Annotated in this window: 16 protein-coding genes; 12 read left to right on the top strand and 4 right to left on the bottom strand. The window is 43.9% G+C overall.

All coding sequences use genetic code 11. The features are described 5' to 3' along the window. Positions 1-79 precede the first annotated feature (79 nt). The 12 genes from mnmA to truC all read left to right on the top strand — a co-directional run bounded on the left by mnmA (position 80) and on the right by truC (position 12,386). Complete coding sequence (gene mnmA, locus LIN78_RS00175) at positions 80-1,150, top strand: tRNA 2-thiouridine(34) synthase MnmA (RefSeq protein WP_227177318.1); 1,071 nt, start codon at positions 80-82, stop codon at positions 1,148-1,150. 101 nt (positions 1,151-1,251) lie between these two features. Beyond that, positions 1,252-3,018 (top strand): bifunctional isocitrate dehydrogenase kinase/phosphatase, encoded by a 1,767-nt coding sequence (gene aceK, locus LIN78_RS00170; protein ID WP_227177317.1) that lies wholly within the window; start codon positions 1,252-1,254, stop codon positions 3,016-3,018. After that, complete coding sequence (locus LIN78_RS00165; RefSeq protein WP_227177316.1) at positions 3,015-3,752, top strand: UPF0149 family protein; 738 nt, start codon at positions 3,015-3,017, stop codon at positions 3,750-3,752. The genes aceK and LIN78_RS00165 overlap by 4 nt, the downstream gene beginning before the upstream one ends. A gap of 60 nt (positions 3,753-3,812) precedes the next feature. Next, a complete protein-coding gene (locus tag LIN78_RS00160; protein WP_227177315.1) occupies positions 3,813-4,166 on the top strand; it encodes a YggL 50S ribosome-binding family protein in 354 nt (117 codons plus the stop codon). After that, positions 4,166-4,879 carry a tRNA (N6-threonylcarbamoyladenosine(37)-N6)-methyltransferase TrmO gene (gene tsaA, locus LIN78_RS00155; RefSeq protein ID WP_227177314.1) on the top strand — a complete coding sequence of 238 codons (714 nt, stop codon included), beginning with the start codon at positions 4,166-4,168 and terminating at the stop codon, positions 4,877-4,879. Before LIN78_RS00160 ends, tsaA begins: the two co-directional genes overlap by 1 nt. Positions 4,880-5,046: 167 nt before the next feature. Further along, positions 5,047-5,706 (top strand): hypothetical protein, encoded by a 660-nt coding sequence (locus LIN78_RS00150; RefSeq protein ID WP_227177313.1) that lies wholly within the window; start codon positions 5,047-5,049, stop codon positions 5,704-5,706. Beyond that, positions 5,678-6,388, top strand: coding sequence for a hypothetical protein (locus tag LIN78_RS00145; protein ID WP_227177312.1), 711 nt, complete (start codon positions 5,678-5,680; stop codon positions 6,386-6,388). Before LIN78_RS00150 ends, LIN78_RS00145 begins: the two co-directional genes overlap by 29 nt. Positions 6,389-6,529: 141 nt before the next feature. Next, positions 6,530-7,057, top strand: coding sequence for a nucleotide exchange factor GrpE (gene grpE / locus LIN78_RS00140; protein WP_227177311.1), 528 nt, complete (start codon positions 6,530-6,532; stop codon positions 7,055-7,057). 138 nt (positions 7,058-7,195) lie between these two features. After that, positions 7,196-9,112, top strand: coding sequence for a molecular chaperone DnaK (gene dnaK, locus LIN78_RS00135; RefSeq protein WP_227177310.1), 1,917 nt, complete (start codon positions 7,196-7,198; stop codon positions 9,110-9,112). 167 nt (positions 9,113-9,279) lie between these two features. Then, a complete protein-coding gene (locus tag LIN78_RS00130; RefSeq protein ID WP_227177309.1) occupies positions 9,280-10,371 on the top strand; it encodes a fatty acid desaturase family protein in 1,092 nt (363 codons plus the stop codon). 40 nt (positions 10,372-10,411) lie between these two features. After that, entirely contained in the window at positions 10,412-11,527 is a 1,116-nt protein-coding gene (gene dnaJ / locus LIN78_RS00125) for a molecular chaperone DnaJ (protein WP_227177308.1), read from the top strand. A 97-nt stretch (positions 11,528-11,624) separates the two neighbouring features. Further along, positions 11,625-12,386, top strand: a complete 762-nt coding sequence (gene truC, locus LIN78_RS00120; protein WP_227177307.1) for a tRNA pseudouridine(65) synthase TruC — start codon at positions 11,625-11,627, stop codon at positions 12,384-12,386. A gap of 1 nt (position 12,387) precedes the next feature. On the opposite strand, the gene LIN78_RS00115 is transcribed toward truC, so the two are convergent. From LIN78_RS00115 to LIN78_RS00100, 4 genes are all read right to left on the bottom strand, one after another. Further along, positions 12,388-13,167 (bottom strand): hypothetical protein, encoded by a 780-nt coding sequence (locus LIN78_RS00115; protein WP_227177306.1) that lies wholly within the window; start codon positions 13,165-13,167, stop codon positions 12,388-12,390. A gap of 288 nt (positions 13,168-13,455) precedes the next feature. Further along, a complete protein-coding gene (gene acs, locus LIN78_RS00110; protein WP_227177305.1) occupies positions 13,456-15,423 on the bottom strand; it encodes an acetate--CoA ligase in 1,968 nt (655 codons plus the stop codon). Positions 15,424-15,645: 222 nt separating this feature from the next. Then, complete coding sequence (locus LIN78_RS00105) at positions 15,646-17,646, bottom strand: sodium/solute symporter (RefSeq protein ID WP_227177304.1); 2,001 nt, start codon at positions 17,644-17,646, stop codon at positions 15,646-15,648. Next, complete coding sequence (locus LIN78_RS00100) at positions 17,646-17,966, bottom strand: DUF485 domain-containing protein (protein WP_227177303.1); 321 nt, start codon at positions 17,964-17,966, stop codon at positions 17,646-17,648. The genes LIN78_RS00105 and LIN78_RS00100 overlap by 1 nt, the downstream gene beginning before the upstream one ends. Between the last annotated feature and the right edge of the window lie 289 nt (positions 17,967-18,255).

Raw genomic sequence — 18,255 nt, 5'->3', positions numbered from 1 at the left:
ATTGTAAAAAAGCGTGTAGCGAGCACCCAATTGGTGATAGCCCCGCAATATAGTAATTATTTATTTTTTTAGAAATATCATGACAGATAAAATCGTTGTTGGAATGTCAGGAGGGGTTGATTCCTCTGTTACCGCTTGGCTTTTAAAATCTCAGGGGCATGAGGTGCATGGCATCTTTATGCAAAACTGGGAAGATGACAATGACGATGAGTATTGCTCTATCAAAGAAGACTCGAGAGATGCCATCGCAGTATCTGACGTTGTTGGTATTGATATTGATCTAGTTAACTTTGCAAAAGAATACAAAGACCGCGTTTTCTCTTACTTTCTTCGCGAATATGAAGCAGGTAGAACACCAAATCCTGATGTGCTATGTAATGCCGAAATTAAATTCAAGGCATTTTTAGATCACGCGATTGAGCAAGGCGCGAGCTACATTGCGACCGGTCATTACGCACAAGTAGTACATGAAGAGAATGTTTCGCGCCTTTTGAAAGGGGTTGACCCGGGCAAAGACCAAAGCTACTTCTTGTATCGCCTTCAACAACATCAACTTAGACGTGCACTCATGCCGCTAGGTGGCATGCATAAAACAGAAGTACGTGAAATTGCAGCCAAAATTGGACTGCCGAACGCGACAAAAAAGGACAGTACAGGCATCTGCTTTATCGGCGAAAGACCATTTAGAGAGTTCTTAAATCGATACCTCCCCAAGACCCCTGGACCGATGAAAACGCCGGAAGGTCGCAAAGTGGGTGAACATATGGGCCTAATGTATTACACATTAGGTCAACGTAAGGGACTAGGTATTGGCGGAGATAAAACGGGAGATGGCACACCTTGGTTTGTTGCTCAGAAAGACATTCCAAACAACACCTTAATCGTTGTACAAGGACATGATCACCCACTACTGCTAAGCAACGACTTAAGCGCTACGGATCTCACTTGGACTGTCGAACCACCCAAAGCAGGTGAAAAACTAGCCGCCAAAACTAGGTATCGCCAACAAGATGCCGCTTGTGAAATTGTTCGTATTGATGGGGAAACGATGACTGTGCATTTTGAAGATGCGCAATGGGCGGTTACACCCGGTCAATCCATCGTGCTTTATCGAGGCGAAGAATGCTTGGGTGGTGGTATTATCATGTAAAGATTCATTGGCACACTATTTAGTGGTGTGCCAATTGAACAATAAAAAAATAACTATTTCGATCAAACCGGACACTTTTGCCATTCAGGTGAGCACTCATCATGAATCCACTCGATCCCAAACGTAGTTCTGTTGCCCATTCCATCGCTAACGCGTTGATTGATGGTTTTAATCGCCATTACACTATTTTCAGAGAGGTCTGCCGAGGAGCAAAAACCTGTTTTGAAGCAGGTGACTGGCATGGCTCTCAAAAAGTAAACCGCGATCGGATTACCTCTTACACCGAACGTGTACATGAAACGGTAGAACGCTTACACGCAGAGTTCAATGCCCAAGCCGTAGATGATGAAACATGGGCGCAAGCAAAACTATTCTTTATTGGGATGCTAGTTGACCACAAGCAACCAGAGTTAGCAGAAACTTTTTTTAACTCTGTTTTTTGCAAAATTCTGCACCGCAACTACTTCCATAACGATTTTATTTTTGTACGCCCAACCATTAGCACGGAATACATACAGTCCGTCCCTCCCACCTATACTAGCTATTACCCAAAAGAACGGGGCATGCGCAGTACCATCAAAAAAATCGTTGAGGATTTTGGTTGGAATAGACCATTTGCGGATTTAGACCGAGATGTCGACTATGTCATGCAAGCCGTTGAAAAACAGCTAAATGGTTGGCCAGAGGCCGAAGTAAACCTTCAAATTCAGGTGCTCTATTCGGCATTTTATCGAAACAAAGCAGCTTATATCATTGGTCGAGCAATCAATGGCAACCAAGAATATCCTTTTGCCATCCCGGTTTTACACGATGCGAATGGAAAACTTTATCTAGACTGCATCATCTTAGACAGTTGGCGGATTTCGGTTTTGTTCTCGCTCTCTCGCGCCTACTTTATGGTGGACATGGAAGTGCCATCTGGTTATGTACAATTCCTGCGTAACATGATGCCAAATAAACCAAGATCCGAGCTGTATACGATGCTAGGCTTGGTCAAACAGGGGAAGACCAGCTTTTACCGAGATCTGATGACGCACCTTCGTCATTCGGACGACAACTTTATTATCGCGCCGGGTATTAAAGGGATGGTGATGTTGGTATTCACCCTCCCCTCTTATCCATTTGTATTTAAGATTATTAAAGATCGTTTTGCGCCCCCCAAAGAAATTGACCGCGCAACGGTAAAGTACAAATATCAACTAGTTCGCCAGCATGATCGTGTTGGCCGAATGGCTGATACCTTAGAGTTTTCGGATGTCGCCTTTCCAGCAGATAGGATCGACCCTGAGTTGCTAGCAGAGCTAAGAGAACATGCAGCTTCTGTCATTGAAGAAGAAGGCGATACATTAATTATCAAACACGTGTATATTGAGCGCCGCATGATCCCGCTCAACCTGTATTTAATGGCTTCAACCCCCGAACAACGTGAAGAAGCGGTGATTGACTATGGAAACGCCATCAAAGATCTAGCAACAGCCAACATTTTCCCGGGTGATATGCTGTATAAAAACTTTGGTGTCACACGTTATGGTCGAGTGATTTTTTATGACTATGATGAAATTGAATACATGACGGATTGTAACTTCCGGGAAATCCCAGAAGCACCACATCCAGAAATGGAAATGGCCAGCGAACCATGGTTCTCAGTTGCCAGAAATGATGTTTTCCCAGAAGAGTTTGGCCGCTTTTTGCTGGGTAATGCCGAAGTACGACAAGTTTTTCTAAAGCACCACCGAGATTTATTAAGTGCAAAATTTTGGCAGGGCAAAAAACAACGTATCATTGATGGCTTACTAGACGATTTTTATCCGTACCCAACGGAACTACGCTTTTGCGAACAATTTAAGCATGACCAGGAATCTGCATGACCGATACAACCAATACTTCCCTATTGAGCGAAGAAGAATTAGCAAGACTAGAAGTCTTTTTACAATCTGATGCCACGCCAGAAAACTGCCTACCGATTGAAGCAGTGGATGGATTTTATTGCGCATTAAATGTTGGACCAGAAGTGGTTTCTCACGAAACTTACATCCCAGTTATTTGGGGTGAAGGAGATGAGCCACAATTTAAAGATGCAAATGAAGAAGCTGAAATTACTGGTCTACTTCGCCGCCATTACGCGGATATTGCGCGACAAATTCATTCGGCAGTAGCAGATGAAGCGGATGCATACTTACCGTTAGTTGACGAGTGGAACGAGAGCGCGGCTGATGATGAAGATGCGCCACAAGATGGCGAATGGTGGGCATCTGGCTTTTTACTTGGTTTAGAACTTTGCGAAAAATCGTGGTTCAGCAATGAACAGCACGAAGAAATGTTGGAACCACTATTGATTCCAATTGTTGAGCTTGCCGGGAATGACGAGTTAGACGAGCTCACTCCAAAAGCTCGCAAACGCCGTATTGCGCAATTGCCTGCATTATTACTTTCTCTATATCGTTACTGGAGAAGTGATGCAAACGGCCAACTCCAACTTGCCAACACCCTTGCAACCCAGCTTTCATCCACACCGATTCGTGCAGCAGTAGAACCGGGTAGAAATGATCCATGCTCTTGCGGTAGTGGTAAAAAATACAAAAAGTGCTGCGGAGCAAACTAAGCACCGACATACAAAGAGGGTTCCGCCCTCTTCCTCCCCATTAGAATTTGAAAGAAAAACATGCCACGTTTAAGTAAATACAATGCCCGCCAACGTAAAAAACTGCACCTTGGTGAATTCCAAGAGTTTGGCTTTGGTGTCACTACGGTCTGCCAAAAAGACTTAACAGAACAGCAACTAGCCGTTTTACTGGATGACTTTCTAACAAATGCCATTGAAAGCAACCAACTGGTATTTGGCGGTGGGTTTGAAGCAGAAGCGGGTGATTTGCGTTTAGAAGGCTACATCATGCTAGATGCAAGACAGGGTTCTGTCAGCGAAGAACAACGTGCTGCGGTAGAAGCATGGTTAAAAGCACGCTCAGAATTAACAGAAGTATCTGTTGAGGCACTATCGGACGCCTGGTACGCCTAATGTATCAACAACCCTCATTGACGCTCACGCCAGTGGGGGTTGTACACTCCCCTTTTAAAGAAAAATTTGGCATCCCAAGGCAGTCAGGGCTCGCCAAAGATATCTTCAGTACCTTAACGCTACATCCACCTTTTAACCAGCCCGAAACTGTACAGTCCCTCAGTGGATTTTCTCACTTGTGGTTAATTTTTGGTTTCCATGCAACGTCTGATCGAGGCTGGCATCCAACGGTTCGCCCTCCCCGTTTGGGCGGAAACAAGCGAGTTGGTGTCTTCGCAAGTAGAAGCACCCATCGACCGAATCCAATCGGATTATCCGTCGTCAAACTTGAATCGATCGACCTTCAGAATGGTGTCGTACTAACAATCAGTGGAGCCGACTTGATGGATGGCACACCAGTCTACGATATCAAACCATACATCACGTTTGCAGACTCGCTACCACATGCGCAAAGTGGCTATGTAGATGCCCCACCTGTTCAAGCGCATATTCAATACACTCCAGAGGCGGCAATTCAGCTTTCCCAGTATCAAGAAACGAGGCCACAACTCAGCGCGGTGATAACCGCGGCCTTGGGTTACGATCCTCGCCCAGCCTATCAAGCCAAATCACAAGAATTAAACAAAACGTATGGCATCCATCTGATGGATTTAAATATCCGCTGGATCTACCAACAAGATCAACTTATCATCACTGATATCTCTCTCGTATAAAACCATCTAAAAATTGATCATGTCATAAAATGACAAATGCAATATAATATGCATTATTCATTTTATTATTTACCCAACTAGCGATGGAAAAAGCGTGCTTTCTATTTGTCCATCTCTAGGCAAAGCTTTCATTGATCAACCTCTAATTAAGTACGACAGATTTCAACATGAAAAAAACACTCACTATTTCGGCTCTTCTCTTCAGCACTACCGCATTTTCTGCCGCGCCAACATCCCCTTTCCCTGCGGATCAAACAACAGCAGATAAAATTGTTAAGGCATGTGAAAAAGCGAACGATTCAGAAATGTGTCTGAAAAAGCAAGGCGTAAATGTCTTTGAGAGAAAAAATAAGGGACATGATCTCGTTGTCTATACGACAAACGGAAAAGCATTCACCTTCAAAGATGAAGGCGAAAGTAATGACGATGGTACATTCTACAGTTACAGAGAATATGTCCCTTCCCATCATTTTCACATCATCAATGTACAGACCCCAGGAGAAAGCTATAACGTACTCTTGTCTGACAATGGCAAGAAAATTGAAACCAGCTCATTTCATCTAAGCCCGACAAAAGAATTAGGATACTCAATCAATATTGAAGCCAATCCTAGTGTCAAAATCTATGACTTAAACACGCTACAATTAATTTGGCAGTCTCCGTTACATAACAAAATGCCAACCTATACTGACCGTGGTCAATGGCTAAAAGATGGTAGCTTACAATTCACTTGGATGTGTACGGGAGAGAAAACCGTCAATACGCGATTCCTAAAACAAAATGGCAAGTGGATGATGGATGGTAAAATTTGCGCCAGTAATGGATAGAGAACGAAAAATGAAGAAACTATTGGCTTTACTTGTTTGCTCATCAAGCACGGTGTTTGCTGCGCCCCTCCCTGACGCTGCGCAAATGGGGAAAATTCATCAGCAATGTGACAAAGCAAAATATGACGCACATGAACCTTGTCTTACAAAAGCTGGGCTGTCTACTTTTAAGCGAAATGGTACTAAGCTTGAAATTCCCCTTAGTAAGGGAAAAAAGGTCTATAAAAACAACCTATCAGAAGGAGATGATGCAATCTCTTACGCCTACGAAGACTATTTGCCAGAAATTAAAGCACATGCACTAACTGTCTGGTTATATGAAGAAAGTCAGTCCAAAATACTTTTTGAATCAGGGAAAGAGATCACCTTAGGTGGCCCATTCAAATTATCACCAGGCTTAGATAAAGCACTTTGGGTAAATCTGATTGAAGGATATGGTACAGCAGGGATTGTGGATCTTAAAACAGGAAAAATGCTTTGGAGCTTACCAGATGAAATTCCTGGGCAACCTGTTTATGGAGAGAATGACACATCCAGAAATTGGCCTTTTTCATGGAAATCGAATTCCGAAGCCGAGATACTCTGGAGTTGCGACTACGACAAAACGAAAGTACGTTTAGTACTACAACAAGTAGGTAGCAATTGGAAATTAAAAGGTAGTTGCCCAAAAACCACCAAGTAAGCCAAATGAAAAGCGCCATTCTTTTTCTTCAAAAAGAGTGGCTTTTCTTTTTCACATCGATCAAGTCGAAATTTTCACGCTAACCACTTGAAATCAGCAATCCGATCTCCATATGGAGGGTAAGGTTTTTAAGGAGGCTGTATGTCAAACGACGCACAACAAGAGAATCAAACGGTGGAAACACCAACGGCAGAAGCAACTGCAACAGAAACACCAAGCATTGAAAGCCAATTGGCAAGCGCATTGGAAGAGCTAGAAAAAGCACGCCAAGACGTTTTATATGCTAAAGCAGAGAGTGATAATGCTCGCCGTCGTGCGCAAGATGAAGTGGATAAAGCACGTAAATTTGCGGTTGAGAAATTTGCGAGCGAACTACTCGCTGTAAAAGACTCATTAGAAATGGCGCTAAAAGACAATAGCAGCATTGAAAATATCAAGGCGGGTGTAGACCTTACCTTGAAACAACTTTCAGGCGCATTTGAAAAATTTGCCGTTCGTGAAATTAATCCGGTCGGAGAGAAGCTGGATCCGCATAAGCATCAAGCAATGACAGTTGTTCCTGTTGCGGACAAAGAACCAAACACCGTGATTGATGTGATGCAAAAAGGCTATACCCTAGCAGATCGCGTTATTCGCCCTGCATTGGTTGTCGTTTCAAAAGCACCATAAATAAATTTAATAACCTTGTAGTAAAAAGGGGCTTGAAATGAAACAAAAGCACCCAATCTTGATTACAAGGACAAAGTTTGTGAGAGAAATCACAAACAAAACAACAAATTAGCGAACAGATTCAAGAAGGATTCCAAAATGGGAAAAATCATCGGTATTGACTTGGGTACCACCAACTCCTGCGTAGCAGTGATGGAAAACGGCCAGCCAAAAGTGATTGAAAACGCAGAAGGCGCACGCACAACACCATCTATCATCGGTTATTCTGATGATGAAATCTTGGTTGGCGCACCAGCTAAACGTCAAGCAGTTACCAACCCACGTAATACACTATTTGCGGTCAAGCGCCTAATTGGTCGTCGTTTTGAAGAAAAAGAAGTGCAAAAAGACATCGACTTGATGCCTTACAGCATTGTAAAAGCTGAAAACGGTGATGCATGGGTTGAAGTAAAAGACAAAAAAATGGCTCCTCCGCAAATCTCTGCGGAAGTGCTACGCAAAATGAAAAAAACCGCCGAAGACTACCTTGGCGAAGAAGTAACAGAAGCCGTGATTACTGTTCCTGCATACTTTAATGACAGCCAACGTCAAGCGACTAAAGACGCTGGTCGTATCGCAGGTCTTGAAGTTAAACGTATCATCAACGAACCAACCGCTGCTGCACTAGCATTTGGCATGGACAAGAAAGAAGGCGATCGTAAGGTTGCTGTCTTTGACTTGGGCGGTGGTACTTTCGATATTTCTATTATTGAAATTGCAGAGCTAGATGGCGAACACCAGTTCGAAGTGTTGTCCACAAACGGTGACACGTTCCTAGGTGGTGAAGATTTCGACCAACGTCTAATCGACTACTTGGTAACCGAGTTCAAAAAAGAACAAGGTATCGACCTCAAAAATGACGTAATGGCACTTCAACGTTTGAAAGAAGCTGCTGAAAAAGCGAAGATTGAACTATCTTCTAGCCAGCAGACTGAAATCAACTTGCCATACATCACAATGGATGCAACTGGACCAAAACACTTGGCAATGAAAGTGACTCGTGCAAAGTTTGAAGCACTAGTTGAAGACTTGATCGAACGCACGATTTCTCCTTGCTCTATCGCAATTAAAGATGCAGGTCTAAAAGTTACCGACATTGAAGATGTGATCTTGGTTGGTGGCCAGACTCGTATGCCAAAAGTGCAAGAGAAAGTAAAAGAATTCTTTGGTAAAGAACCACGTCGTGACGTGAACCCTGATGAAGCGGTTGCAGTAGGTGCAGCGATTCAAGGTGGCGTGATGAAGGGTGATGTGAAAGACGTGCTATTGCTAGACGTTACCCCACTATCACTAGGTATCGAAACACTTGGTGGCATCATGACCAAGTTGATTCAGAAAAATACGACTATCCCTACTAAGGCTAGCCAAGTATTCTCTACAGCAGAAGACAACCAAAACGCGGTGACCATTCATGTTCTACAAGGTGAACGTGAAAAAGCAAGTGCAAACAAGAGCTTAGGTCAGTTCAACTTGGAAGGTATCCCACCTGCACAACGTGGCACACCACAAATTGAAGTGATTTTTGATATCGACGCAAACGGTATCTTGCACGTGTCTGCTAAAGACAAAGCAACCGGTAAAGAAAACAAGATCACCATCAAAGCAAACTCAGGTTTGTCTGATGCTGAAATTGAAGCAATGATCCGTGATGCAGAAGCAAATGCAGAAGAAGATAAAAAACTGCAAGAACTAGTACAAGCGCGTAACCAAGCAGAAGGCCTATTGCACTCTGTGAAAAAATCACTTGCTGATTATGGTGATAAACTAGCGGCAGATGAAAAGGCAAAGGTTGAAGAAGCAATCAAAGCAACCGAAGAATCACTAAAAGGTGATGACAAAGCCGATATCGACGCAAAAGCTGAAGCATTGGCACAAGCAAGCCAAAAACTAGGTGAAATGATGTACGCCCAAGCGCAAGCTGAAGGCGGTGCAGAGCAGCCTGCTGCTGGTGGCGAAAAAACCGTTGAAGGCGATGTAGTTGACGCTGAATTCGAAGAAGTAAAAGACAAGAAGTAATTAATGCACCTTCCGTTTTTTCGATGCAGCAATGTGGTTACAGAAGAAATGGAAGGCTAATTAATAGACCTCGCACAAACAACAAGGGCTCCCTTGTTGTTTGTGTTTGTAGGGTGCAATAGATAAACCACACTCGTAGGCCGTTTAATCAGCCAGAAAGGATTCCTGTGAGTGAACATCGTTCAACCCGCATTATTTTCCCGCCTAGAGGTGTATTTTTTAATACGCTAAAAGCACGGGTAGATGCGTATTTCCATGAGCGAGAGATCAAACAGACTGGCAATGCCTTTCTTTATTTCAAAACGCTATTTTCTTATGCGTTGCTAATTGGCAGCTATCTCACCCTTGTTTTTGGTGTGGAGTCTTGGTGGGCTGGCATGTTAGCAGCGTTTGGTGTTGTCCAAGGTTTTGTGATGGTCGCGTTCAACGTGATGCACGACGGTGCGCATGGTAGTTACTCGCGTAAATCATGGCCAAACTGGCTGGCAGGCGCCAGCATGGACTTTATTGGCAGTAGCCAAATGTTGTGGAAACAAAAACACAACATGCTTCACCATACCTATACAAATATCGAAGGTAAAGACGACGATATCGCGATTGGATCGCTCATGCGTCTTTCACCAGAGCAGCCGCTAAAGCCTTGGCATCGTTTCCAACATTGGTATGCACCAGTGTTATACAGCTTACTGACGCTATATTTGGCTTTCTATAGTGATTGGCAAAAGATCATTACTAACAAGATTGGTGATACCCCATTACAACCTAGAAAAGGTTGGGAGATTCCATATTTCTTATTTGCAAAATGCGCCTATGTTGGTTACGCGTTAGTATTGCCGATGCTGTTTCATCCTGTCTGGAAAGTGTTGCTATTCTTTGTTGGCATCCATTTGCTATTTGGGCTGACATTATCATTGGTGTTTCAGCTAGCCCATACCGTAGAGGGTGCATCGTTCCCAACCCCAGCAGCTGACAGCGGCAAAATGGAAAATGAATGGGCAGTGCATCAGGTAAAGACAACTGCTGATTTTGCGCCAACCAATAAGCTAGCCTCTTTTTATATGGGAGGCTTGAATTTCCAAGTTGAGCACCATCTATTCCATAAGATTAGTCATGTGCATTACCCTGAAATCAGAAGAATTGTGAAAGAAACATGTGAGGAGTTTTCCGTTCCTTATCTATGCTTCCCTTCTGTACGTTCAGCGATTGCTGCACATTTCCGCTTTTTGAAATCCATGGGCAAACCTGCGCTTTCGCAGTAAGTCTATCGATAGTTATTTTTTGTTTTGGGTGGTTTAAGTTATGTCCAAACGTGATTTTTATGAAATTCTCGGCGTTAATCGTGACGCAGGGGACGACGAAATTAAAAAAGCTTATCGCAAATTAGCGATGAAGTACCATCCGGACCGAAATCCGGATAGCAAAGAAGCTGAAGACAAGTTTAAAGAAGCAAAAGAAGCTTATGAAATTTTGTCTGATGCGCAAAAACGTCAGGCCTATGATCAGTATGGTCATGCCGGAGTAGATCCTCAGGCAGGCATGGGCGGTGGCGGTGCTGGTTTTGGTGGTTTTGCCGATGCCTTTGGCGATATTTTTGGTGACATCTTTGGCGGTGGGCGCAGTAGGAACGGCCCATATCGTGGTAGTGATCTTCGCTACAACATGGAGATCTCTCTAGAAGAAGCTGCTCGTGGTTGCGAAAAACAGATTCGCATTCCAAGCATGGACGAATGTGATACGTGCCATGGTACAGGAGCAAAGCCTGGCACGCAGCCAAAAACATGTACAACATGTGGTGGCCATGGACAGGTAAGAATGCAGCAAGGATTCTTCTCCATCCAGCAAACTTGCCCAGCGTGTCATGGTTCTGGCAAAGTAGTTTCTGACCCATGCCGAGATTGTAGCGGTGTCGGTCGAGTGAAAAAGCACAAGACACTCAGCGTTAAAATTCCAGCTGGTGTAGATGAAGGCGATCGTATTCGTCTATCTGGCGAAGGTGAACATGGCCAAAATGGTGGTCCACCAGGGGACTTATATGTTGTTATCCATCTAAAACAACATACGGTATTCCAGCGTGAAGGTAATGATTTGCACTGTGAAATGCCAATTAGCTTTGCTACGGCGGCGCTTGGCGGTGAAATTGATATTCCTACACTAGACGGAAAAGCGAAAATCAAAATCACGGCTGAAACACAATCTGGCAAGATTTATCGCTTACGTGGCAAAGGCATTAAAGGCGTACGTAGCAGTAGCCATGGTGATTTACTATGCCATGTTGTCGTTGAGACACCGGTTAACTTAACCGACCGTCAAAAAGAACTGTTACGTGAGTTTGAGCAAATTGGCGAAGGCGATACTGCCAAACATAATCCACGTGCAAAATCCTGGATGGATAAAGTCAAAGAGTTCTTTGAATAATCCAGCCTAGATAACTCTAAAAGGCCATGCGAAGCTGCATGGCCTTTTGTTTTTGCTTGTGCTAAAACTTAATTATTCGTGTAAACACAATCACAATATGCGTTCAGACAATCCGCCCTTTGAAGGACCATTAGATATCCTGTATCAGGATGAGTATCTAGTGGCAATTAACAAACCGTCAGGACTACTCGTTCATCGAAGTATGATTGATCGGCATGAAACGCAATTTGCCGTACAAATGCTTAGAGATCAGATAGGTTGTCATGTCTACCCTGCCCACCGGCTAGATAGAGCAACGTCGGGAGTATTGCTATTTGCTTTACAGCCTGAAACAGCAAAAGATCTATATAAGCAGTTCGAGTTACAGTTAGTGGATAAAACGTATCTTGCCGTTGTTAGGGGACACCCACCTGTAGAAGGAACGATCGACTATGCCCTATCAAGACAAGTCGACGACAATGAGTTTCATGATGAACGAGCAGAGTTGTTGCCTCAACCTGCTATAACTCACTTTAAGACATTGGCAACAATTACGTTACCAGTAATGATTGATAAGTATCCGACAAGTCGATATGCCCTAGTTCGCCTAAAACCAGAAACAGGTCGGCGCCATCAAATTCGGCGCCACTTAAAACACATCGCCCATCCAATTATTGGTGATGCTAATCATGGAAAAGGCGTTCATAACCGCTACTTTAAGCAGCACTTTCAATGCGGTAGATTGCTATTGGCTTGCACTGAACTCAGCTTAACGCATCCAATTACTCAGCAAAAGGTCATGATCCAAGCCCCCATCAATGGGGAGTTTTTGCAATTAACTCAACAATTTGAGTGGCAATGTCATCTAGCGCACAGTTAAGTTAAAGCATTTGTCCTGCTAAGTGATCAGGCGTTTGGATGGCATCTATCCGGGTATCTACAAATGGAAATCCTACCGGCAAATTATTAACTCTGAGATAGACCGGAATTAAGTATCGATTTGCCCATTCGTTTAGGACGTTTACCCATTCTGGTTTTCTTTCCATAAAGGATAAACGATATTTCACGATATCAGGCTTAACGTTTCCCCAGCCGGCATCATCGGCACGGAATCGATGCTTAATCATGACGGCAACTTGTAAGCCTTGCTTTTTATAGCGTCGAGTGGCGATAGAGGCAAGGCGCTGCTGTGTGTTACTTAGAATAGGAATTTCTATCACATATTGATCAAGCGGCATGTTTAAAGACTTTATCAGCCCCAAGAAATCGGCTTCATGACGTCTTTTTAACAAAGTTTCCTGAGAGGGTATGACCGGAAGATGCAGCGGAAGATGAGCATATTCACTCATCACATGATTAATGGTATGAAGTAATCGACCAATATAATCTAGCTTAATTTGCGCGACTTCGGAGCGGAGCATGGATACAAAACTTTTATAGGGAATACCGATTCCGTTCAACAATCGGATATCTAACCGCGCAGACACGCCTACTAGTCCAGAACCATCCGCTTTGGCAATTGGTTCAAAGCTCGTCGTGATAAAACATTTATAAAACCAACAACCTAAACGCCCGTATTTATCTAGATCGAAATCTAGCTCCTGATGACAATGCGCAGGTAAACGGGTAGTGACAATGTCTAGTAGTTCATTCTGTTCCATAGACTTACCTTTTTCACGAGTTAGTCGTTTGGGGTTCCCCAAAGCCTATTTTCATCTTCATTTACAACAAAAAAAGTACTGCTACGCTTTGATGCACTATTTTTGAGCAAAGTTCCAAGTGATAGATAGAAGGAAAAACAGATTCAGCTACCGTTCAGTTTAGACAGTTTTTATGAAATAGAAATAAAAAAACACAAAAGCCGGATAAACGGTTCCGGCTTTTGTGTCTATATACAAGCGGTAGTGGTTAGTTACCCCTTGCCCCATATATCTAGTAATTACCTAGCGTTATAGCGTTTCTTGCAATTGCTTCAAGATAGTTGGGTTTTCTAGTGTAGAAATATCTTGAGTGATTTCTTCACCTTTAGCGACTGCACGAAGTAAACGACGCATAATTTTACCTGAGCGTGTTTTTGGCAAGTTATCGCCATAACGAATTTCATCAGGCTTCGCCAAAGCGCCGATTTCACTACCTACCCATTCACGTAAGTTGGCAGTAATTTTCTTCGCCTCTTCTCCGCTTGGACGTGGTCCTTTGAGCACCACAAAGGCAACAACAGATTCACCCTTAATTTCGTGCGGCTTACCAACAACGGCTGCTTCCGCCACTAATGGGTTTGCAACCAGTGCAGATTCAATTTCCATAGTGCCTAAGCGGTGACCAGATACGTTTAGTACATCATCAATCCGGCCCATGATCCAGAAGTAACCTTGCTCATCACGGTGAGCAGAGTCCCCTGCTAAGTAGTACTTGTTGTTGTACTCTTCTGGGAAGTAAGACTTTTTAAAGCGCTCTGGATCATTCCACAATGTACGAACTTGAGATGGGAATGGGCGTTTAATGACAAGGAAGCCACCCTTACCTGCTTCCACAGGGAAGCCAGCTTCATCCACAATATCCGCCATAATACCTGGCAGTGGTAATGTGCAAGAACCAGGTTTAGTTGGCACTGCACCAGGCATTGGTGCCAGCATATGGCTACCAGTTTCTGTTTGCCACCAAGTATCCGCAATTGGACAACGACCACCACCAACTTTTTCGTAGTACCACATCCATGCTTCTGGGTTAATTGGCTCACCCACCGTCCCTAGTAGACGTAAGCTAGATAGATCGTACTGTTCAGGGATATCCGCACCTAGTTTAATCAATGAGCGAATCGCCGTTGGTGCAGTGTAGAACACTGACACGCGGTGCTGTTCAATCATCTTCCAGAAGCGACCCGCATCTGGGTAAGTTGGAACCCCTTCAAAAATCACCTGTGTGGCGCCTACGGCTAATGGACCATAACCAACATAGGTGTGGCCGGTAATCCAACCCACATCTGCGGTACACCAGAAGATATCCGATGGTTTGTAGTCGAAAGTCCAGCGCATTGTATTGATTGCACCGAGTAAATAACCCGCACTGCTGTGCTGTACACCTTTTGGTTTACCAGTGGAACCAGAGGTGTAAAGAATAAATAGAGGGTCTTCTGCATTAACAGGTGTTGGCTCGCAATGCTCTGGCTTACCTTTGATGAAATCGTGCCACCATACGTCGCGACCAATGGTCCAAGGTGCATCTTCGTGAACTGCGCGTTTAAATACAATCACGCGCTCTACACACTCGCAACCGCCACCATCTAGCGCCTCATCTACGACAGATTTTAGAGGAACTAATTTACCACCACGAACACCTTCGTTTGCAGTAACAACGACACGTGCTTTTGCATCGATAATACGCTCTTGCAAGCTCTTACCTGAGAAACCACCAAACACAACAGAGTGGATTGCGCCAATACGAGCACATGCTTGCATTGCTACAACCGCTTCAATACTCATTGGCATGTAAATCACAACTCGGTCACCACGGGTGATCCCCATGGATTTAAGACCGTTAGCGAACTGACACACTCGGCGATACAGTTCCATGTAAGTAATACGGGTAACAGTACCGTTATCTGATTCAAAGATGATCGCTAATTTGTTAGCCAGTAATGGCAAGTGGCGATCAATACAGTTGTATGAAACGTTTAGTTCGCCATCTTCAAACCACTTATAAAATGGTGCATTGCTTTCGTTTAATACCTTGGTAAATGGTTTGAACCAAGTAATGTTTTCTTTTGCTTGTTTACCCCAGAAACCTTCATAGTCTGAAGCCGCTTGTTCACATAGGGTGTTGTAAGCATCCATGCCAGAAATATTGGCATTGATGCGGAATTCATCAGATGGAGGGAATACGCGTGTTTCAGTCAGGATGGAATCAATACCGCTCATGTTCAGTGTCTCCTTACGACTTATAATGTTGTTCACTATCCGGTGGATATTTTGTGACTGAGAAACCATTTCTCGTCACTTTGTTGTATTCATACTATTTATTACTAACACTGGAATAGTGCTTATTTCCTCTACAAACTAACCTACTCCATGTTCGTCTGTAGCACCTCTTTCGAGGAGGATTGCCCTTTTGGGGCAATCCTTCTTACTGTTTACTTCTGATTAGTGCTGGTGAGCTTTTGATGCGCCGATACCGGTATTCTGGCGTACGTACACTTCATCCCACATTGCTTCAGCTTTCTCATCACGGTAGAAGAGAGAACCCAAAATAACAGCCAAGAAACCTAGCGGAATAGAAATTAGACCAGGGTTTTTCATCTTGATTAGCGGCTCTTCTAGACCAACCATGCTAGTTGTCTGACCTTCAAACTTTTTCAGGTCATCATTCGCTGCTTTGATACTCTTCTCTAGGCCAGCAATTTTCTTCGCCTGTTTTGCTTTCTCTACAGGATCTGTCATGGTGGCTAGCGCAGTTTTAGCTGCTTCTAGTTTCGCAGGGGCACCGATAGAAGCATCTGCAATCTTCTTCTGAAGTTTTGCTTGATCTTCAGGAGAAGTAGCTGCTGCCAACTTCTCTTGCAGTTCTTTCACTCGTTTTTGATCACCTTCCAATACTTTATGTGCATCTGCCAATTTCAGTTTTGGATAAGTCATGTTTGGAGAAATCAGTACCAAGGCAATCGCTGATAATGTACCAATCACCATACCGGCCATCACACCACCTGTATTGGCTTTTTTCCAATATAGAGTGAGTAAGATGCAAGGTAGGTTAGCCGAAGCGGCCACGCAGAATGCCAAACCAACTAAGTGAGCAACGTTTTGTCCTTTGGCAGCGATACCGATAATGATCGAGATTGCACCAACAAACAGTGTGGCGATACGAGCTGCTTTGATTTGTTCTTCTGGTGTAACAGTAGAGTTACGGCGAATCACACCAACATACAGATCGTGAGCCATTGCAGACGCAGAAGCCAACACTAGACCGGCAACCACAGCAACGATCGTTGCGAATGCCACCGCAGCCACGACGGCTAGCATGAAGTTACCTAGCATAGAGTCCGCGCCACCACCTAGATACTGAGCTAGTAGTGGAGCAGCCATGTTACCGCCCTTGTCAACAAAGGCGATCTCGCCTGCGCCAACTTGTGTAGCTGCGCCCATACCCAAGAAGATGGTTAGTACATAGAAACCACCGATGATGCCCATCGCCCAGATCACAGATGTACGCGCTGCTTGTGCAGTTGGTACAGTGAAGAAGCGCATTAAGATGTGTGGCAATCCAGCAGTACCGAATACTAGCGCCATCCCTAATGAGATTTGGTCGAGAGGATCTTTCAAGTACAAACCAGGTTCTAGGAAGCGTTGACCAAGCTGTGCAGCAGTCATGTTGTCTGCGCTATCACCTAGCACTTTAGCCACTTGGGCTTGTACTTTGACGTCACCAATCACAGCGCTTAAGAATCCAGGTACAGAGAAGCCGTATGGCGCCCACACTAACATCACAAGGATGATAGAAGCGGTAACCAGCAAGATAGCTTTGATGATCTGAACGTAAGTGGTTGCCACCATACCACCGAACAACACATAACCCAGCATCAACATACCCACTACGATCACAGATACTTCGTAGTCAATACCGACCAGTGTTTTTACCAATACACCACCACCCACCATTTGTGCTGTTAGGTAGAAAGTAGACACGGTAATCACAGACAACGCGCCGAAGATACGGGTTTTCTTTGGATCGTTACGGTAGGCCAAGATGTCAGCCAAGGTGTATTTACCAATATTACGGCAAGGCTCTGCAATCACTAAGAGCACCACAATATAGGCCACCAAGAAACCAACGGAATACATGAAGCCATCGTAGCCGTATAAAGAGATTAAGCCAGCAATCCCCAGGAAGGAAGCGGCAGACAAATAATCGCCCGCAATCGCCCAACCGTTTTGCAGACCAGAAATGCCACCACCAGCAGTGTAGAAGTCAGATGCAGACTTTACTTTCTTTGAAGCAAGGTAAGTAACAAACATGGTCAGCGCAATAATTGCGCCAAACACAAGAAACGTTAACCAACGGAATTTTTCAGGAACCGCACCTTCAGCATGTGCGAAAACAGGTAAAGAGGCTCCGGCTAATAGTAATGATTTTGCTAGCTTATTCATTAGCGACTCCCCATGGTGTGAGCTTGTTCTACAATTTCACGAGCTAACACATCAAACTCGTTATTCGCACGACGCGAATAGATAATTGCAATTCCCCAAGCCACAATAAATTCACTCAAGGCAAATGTCAGCCCAACATTTAATGGACCCCATACCTGGATTTTGAAAATATCTTGGAAATAGGCAGCGCCAATTGGCAGTAAAACGTAATAAACAATAGAAATAATCAATAAAGTCCACAGGAAGCGACTTTTTTTGGCGTGTAAAGCTTGAAAGCGTGGATCTGCTTGGATCGCAGCCCAATTGTATGCAGTAGTCATGTTAGGTGTCTCCTCCTAATCAATGCAGCTGTCTGATCGTCCGATTTGTTTTAGATAGATGCCATTTTTGGCGAGTATTTAGTTTGTTTAACTATCTAATCCAGCACAGAATGAAAAGTAATTAAAGTTATTATTGCTACTTGCTGCAGCCCTCCTTTGATAACAAATTAATGTTGGTTTAAATAAAATCTTTTCAGAAAAAAACACATTGGTGCTTTTGTGTTTTCATTGTGTGGGGAAAGGGAAAGAAAATGCTAATTGCAAAAAATGATGTTGATTATCTGTTTGG

The sequence above is a fragment of the Leeia speluncae genome (assembly GCF_020564625.1).
GTDB classification, from domain to species: domain Bacteria; phylum Pseudomonadota; class Gammaproteobacteria; order Burkholderiales; family Leeiaceae; genus Leeia; species Leeia speluncae.
The sequence above is the reverse complement of the archived record's forward strand: the minus strand, read 5'-3'. Positions and strand labels throughout refer to the sequence as shown.

Coding starts and splice junctions, on each gene's coding strand:
- dnaJ (WP_227177308.1), top strand. CDS start 10,412: ATGTCCAAACGTGATTTTTATGAAATTCTCGGCGTTAATCGTGACGCA.
- LIN78_RS00145 (WP_227177312.1), top strand. CDS start 5,678: ATGGTAAAATTTGCGCCAGTAATGGATAGAGAACGAAAAATGAAGAAA.
- LIN78_RS00165 (WP_227177316.1), top strand. CDS start 3,015: ATGACCGATACAACCAATACTTCCCTATTGAGCGAAGAAGAATTAGCA.
- LIN78_RS00100 (WP_227177303.1), bottom strand. CDS start 17,966: ATGACTACTGCATACAATTGGGCTGCGATCCAAGCAGATCCACGCTTT.
- LIN78_RS00115 (WP_227177306.1), bottom strand. CDS start 13,167: ATGGAACAGAATGAACTACTAGACATTGTCACTACCCGTTTACCTGCG.
- LIN78_RS00160 (WP_227177315.1), top strand. CDS start 3,813: ATGCCACGTTTAAGTAAATACAATGCCCGCCAACGTAAAAAACTGCAC.
- dnaK (WP_227177310.1), top strand. CDS start 7,196: ATGGGAAAAATCATCGGTATTGACTTGGGTACCACCAACTCCTGCGTA.
- grpE (WP_227177311.1), top strand. CDS start 6,530: ATGTCAAACGACGCACAACAAGAGAATCAAACGGTGGAAACACCAACG.
- mnmA (WP_227177318.1), top strand. CDS start 80: ATGACAGATAAAATCGTTGTTGGAATGTCAGGAGGGGTTGATTCCTCT.
- aceK (WP_227177317.1), top strand. CDS start 1,252: ATGAATCCACTCGATCCCAAACGTAGTTCTGTTGCCCATTCCATCGCT.
- truC (WP_227177307.1), top strand. CDS start 11,625: ATGCGTTCAGACAATCCGCCCTTTGAAGGACCATTAGATATCCTGTAT.
- LIN78_RS00150 (WP_227177313.1), top strand. CDS start 5,047: ATGAAAAAAACACTCACTATTTCGGCTCTTCTCTTCAGCACTACCGCA.
- LIN78_RS00105 (WP_227177304.1), bottom strand. CDS start 17,646: ATGAATAAGCTAGCAAAATCATTACTATTAGCCGGAGCCTCTTTACCT.
- tsaA (WP_227177314.1), top strand. CDS start 4,166: ATGTATCAACAACCCTCATTGACGCTCACGCCAGTGGGGGTTGTACAC.
- acs (WP_227177305.1), bottom strand. CDS start 15,423: ATGAGCGGTATTGATTCCATCCTGACTGAAACACGCGTATTCCCTCCA.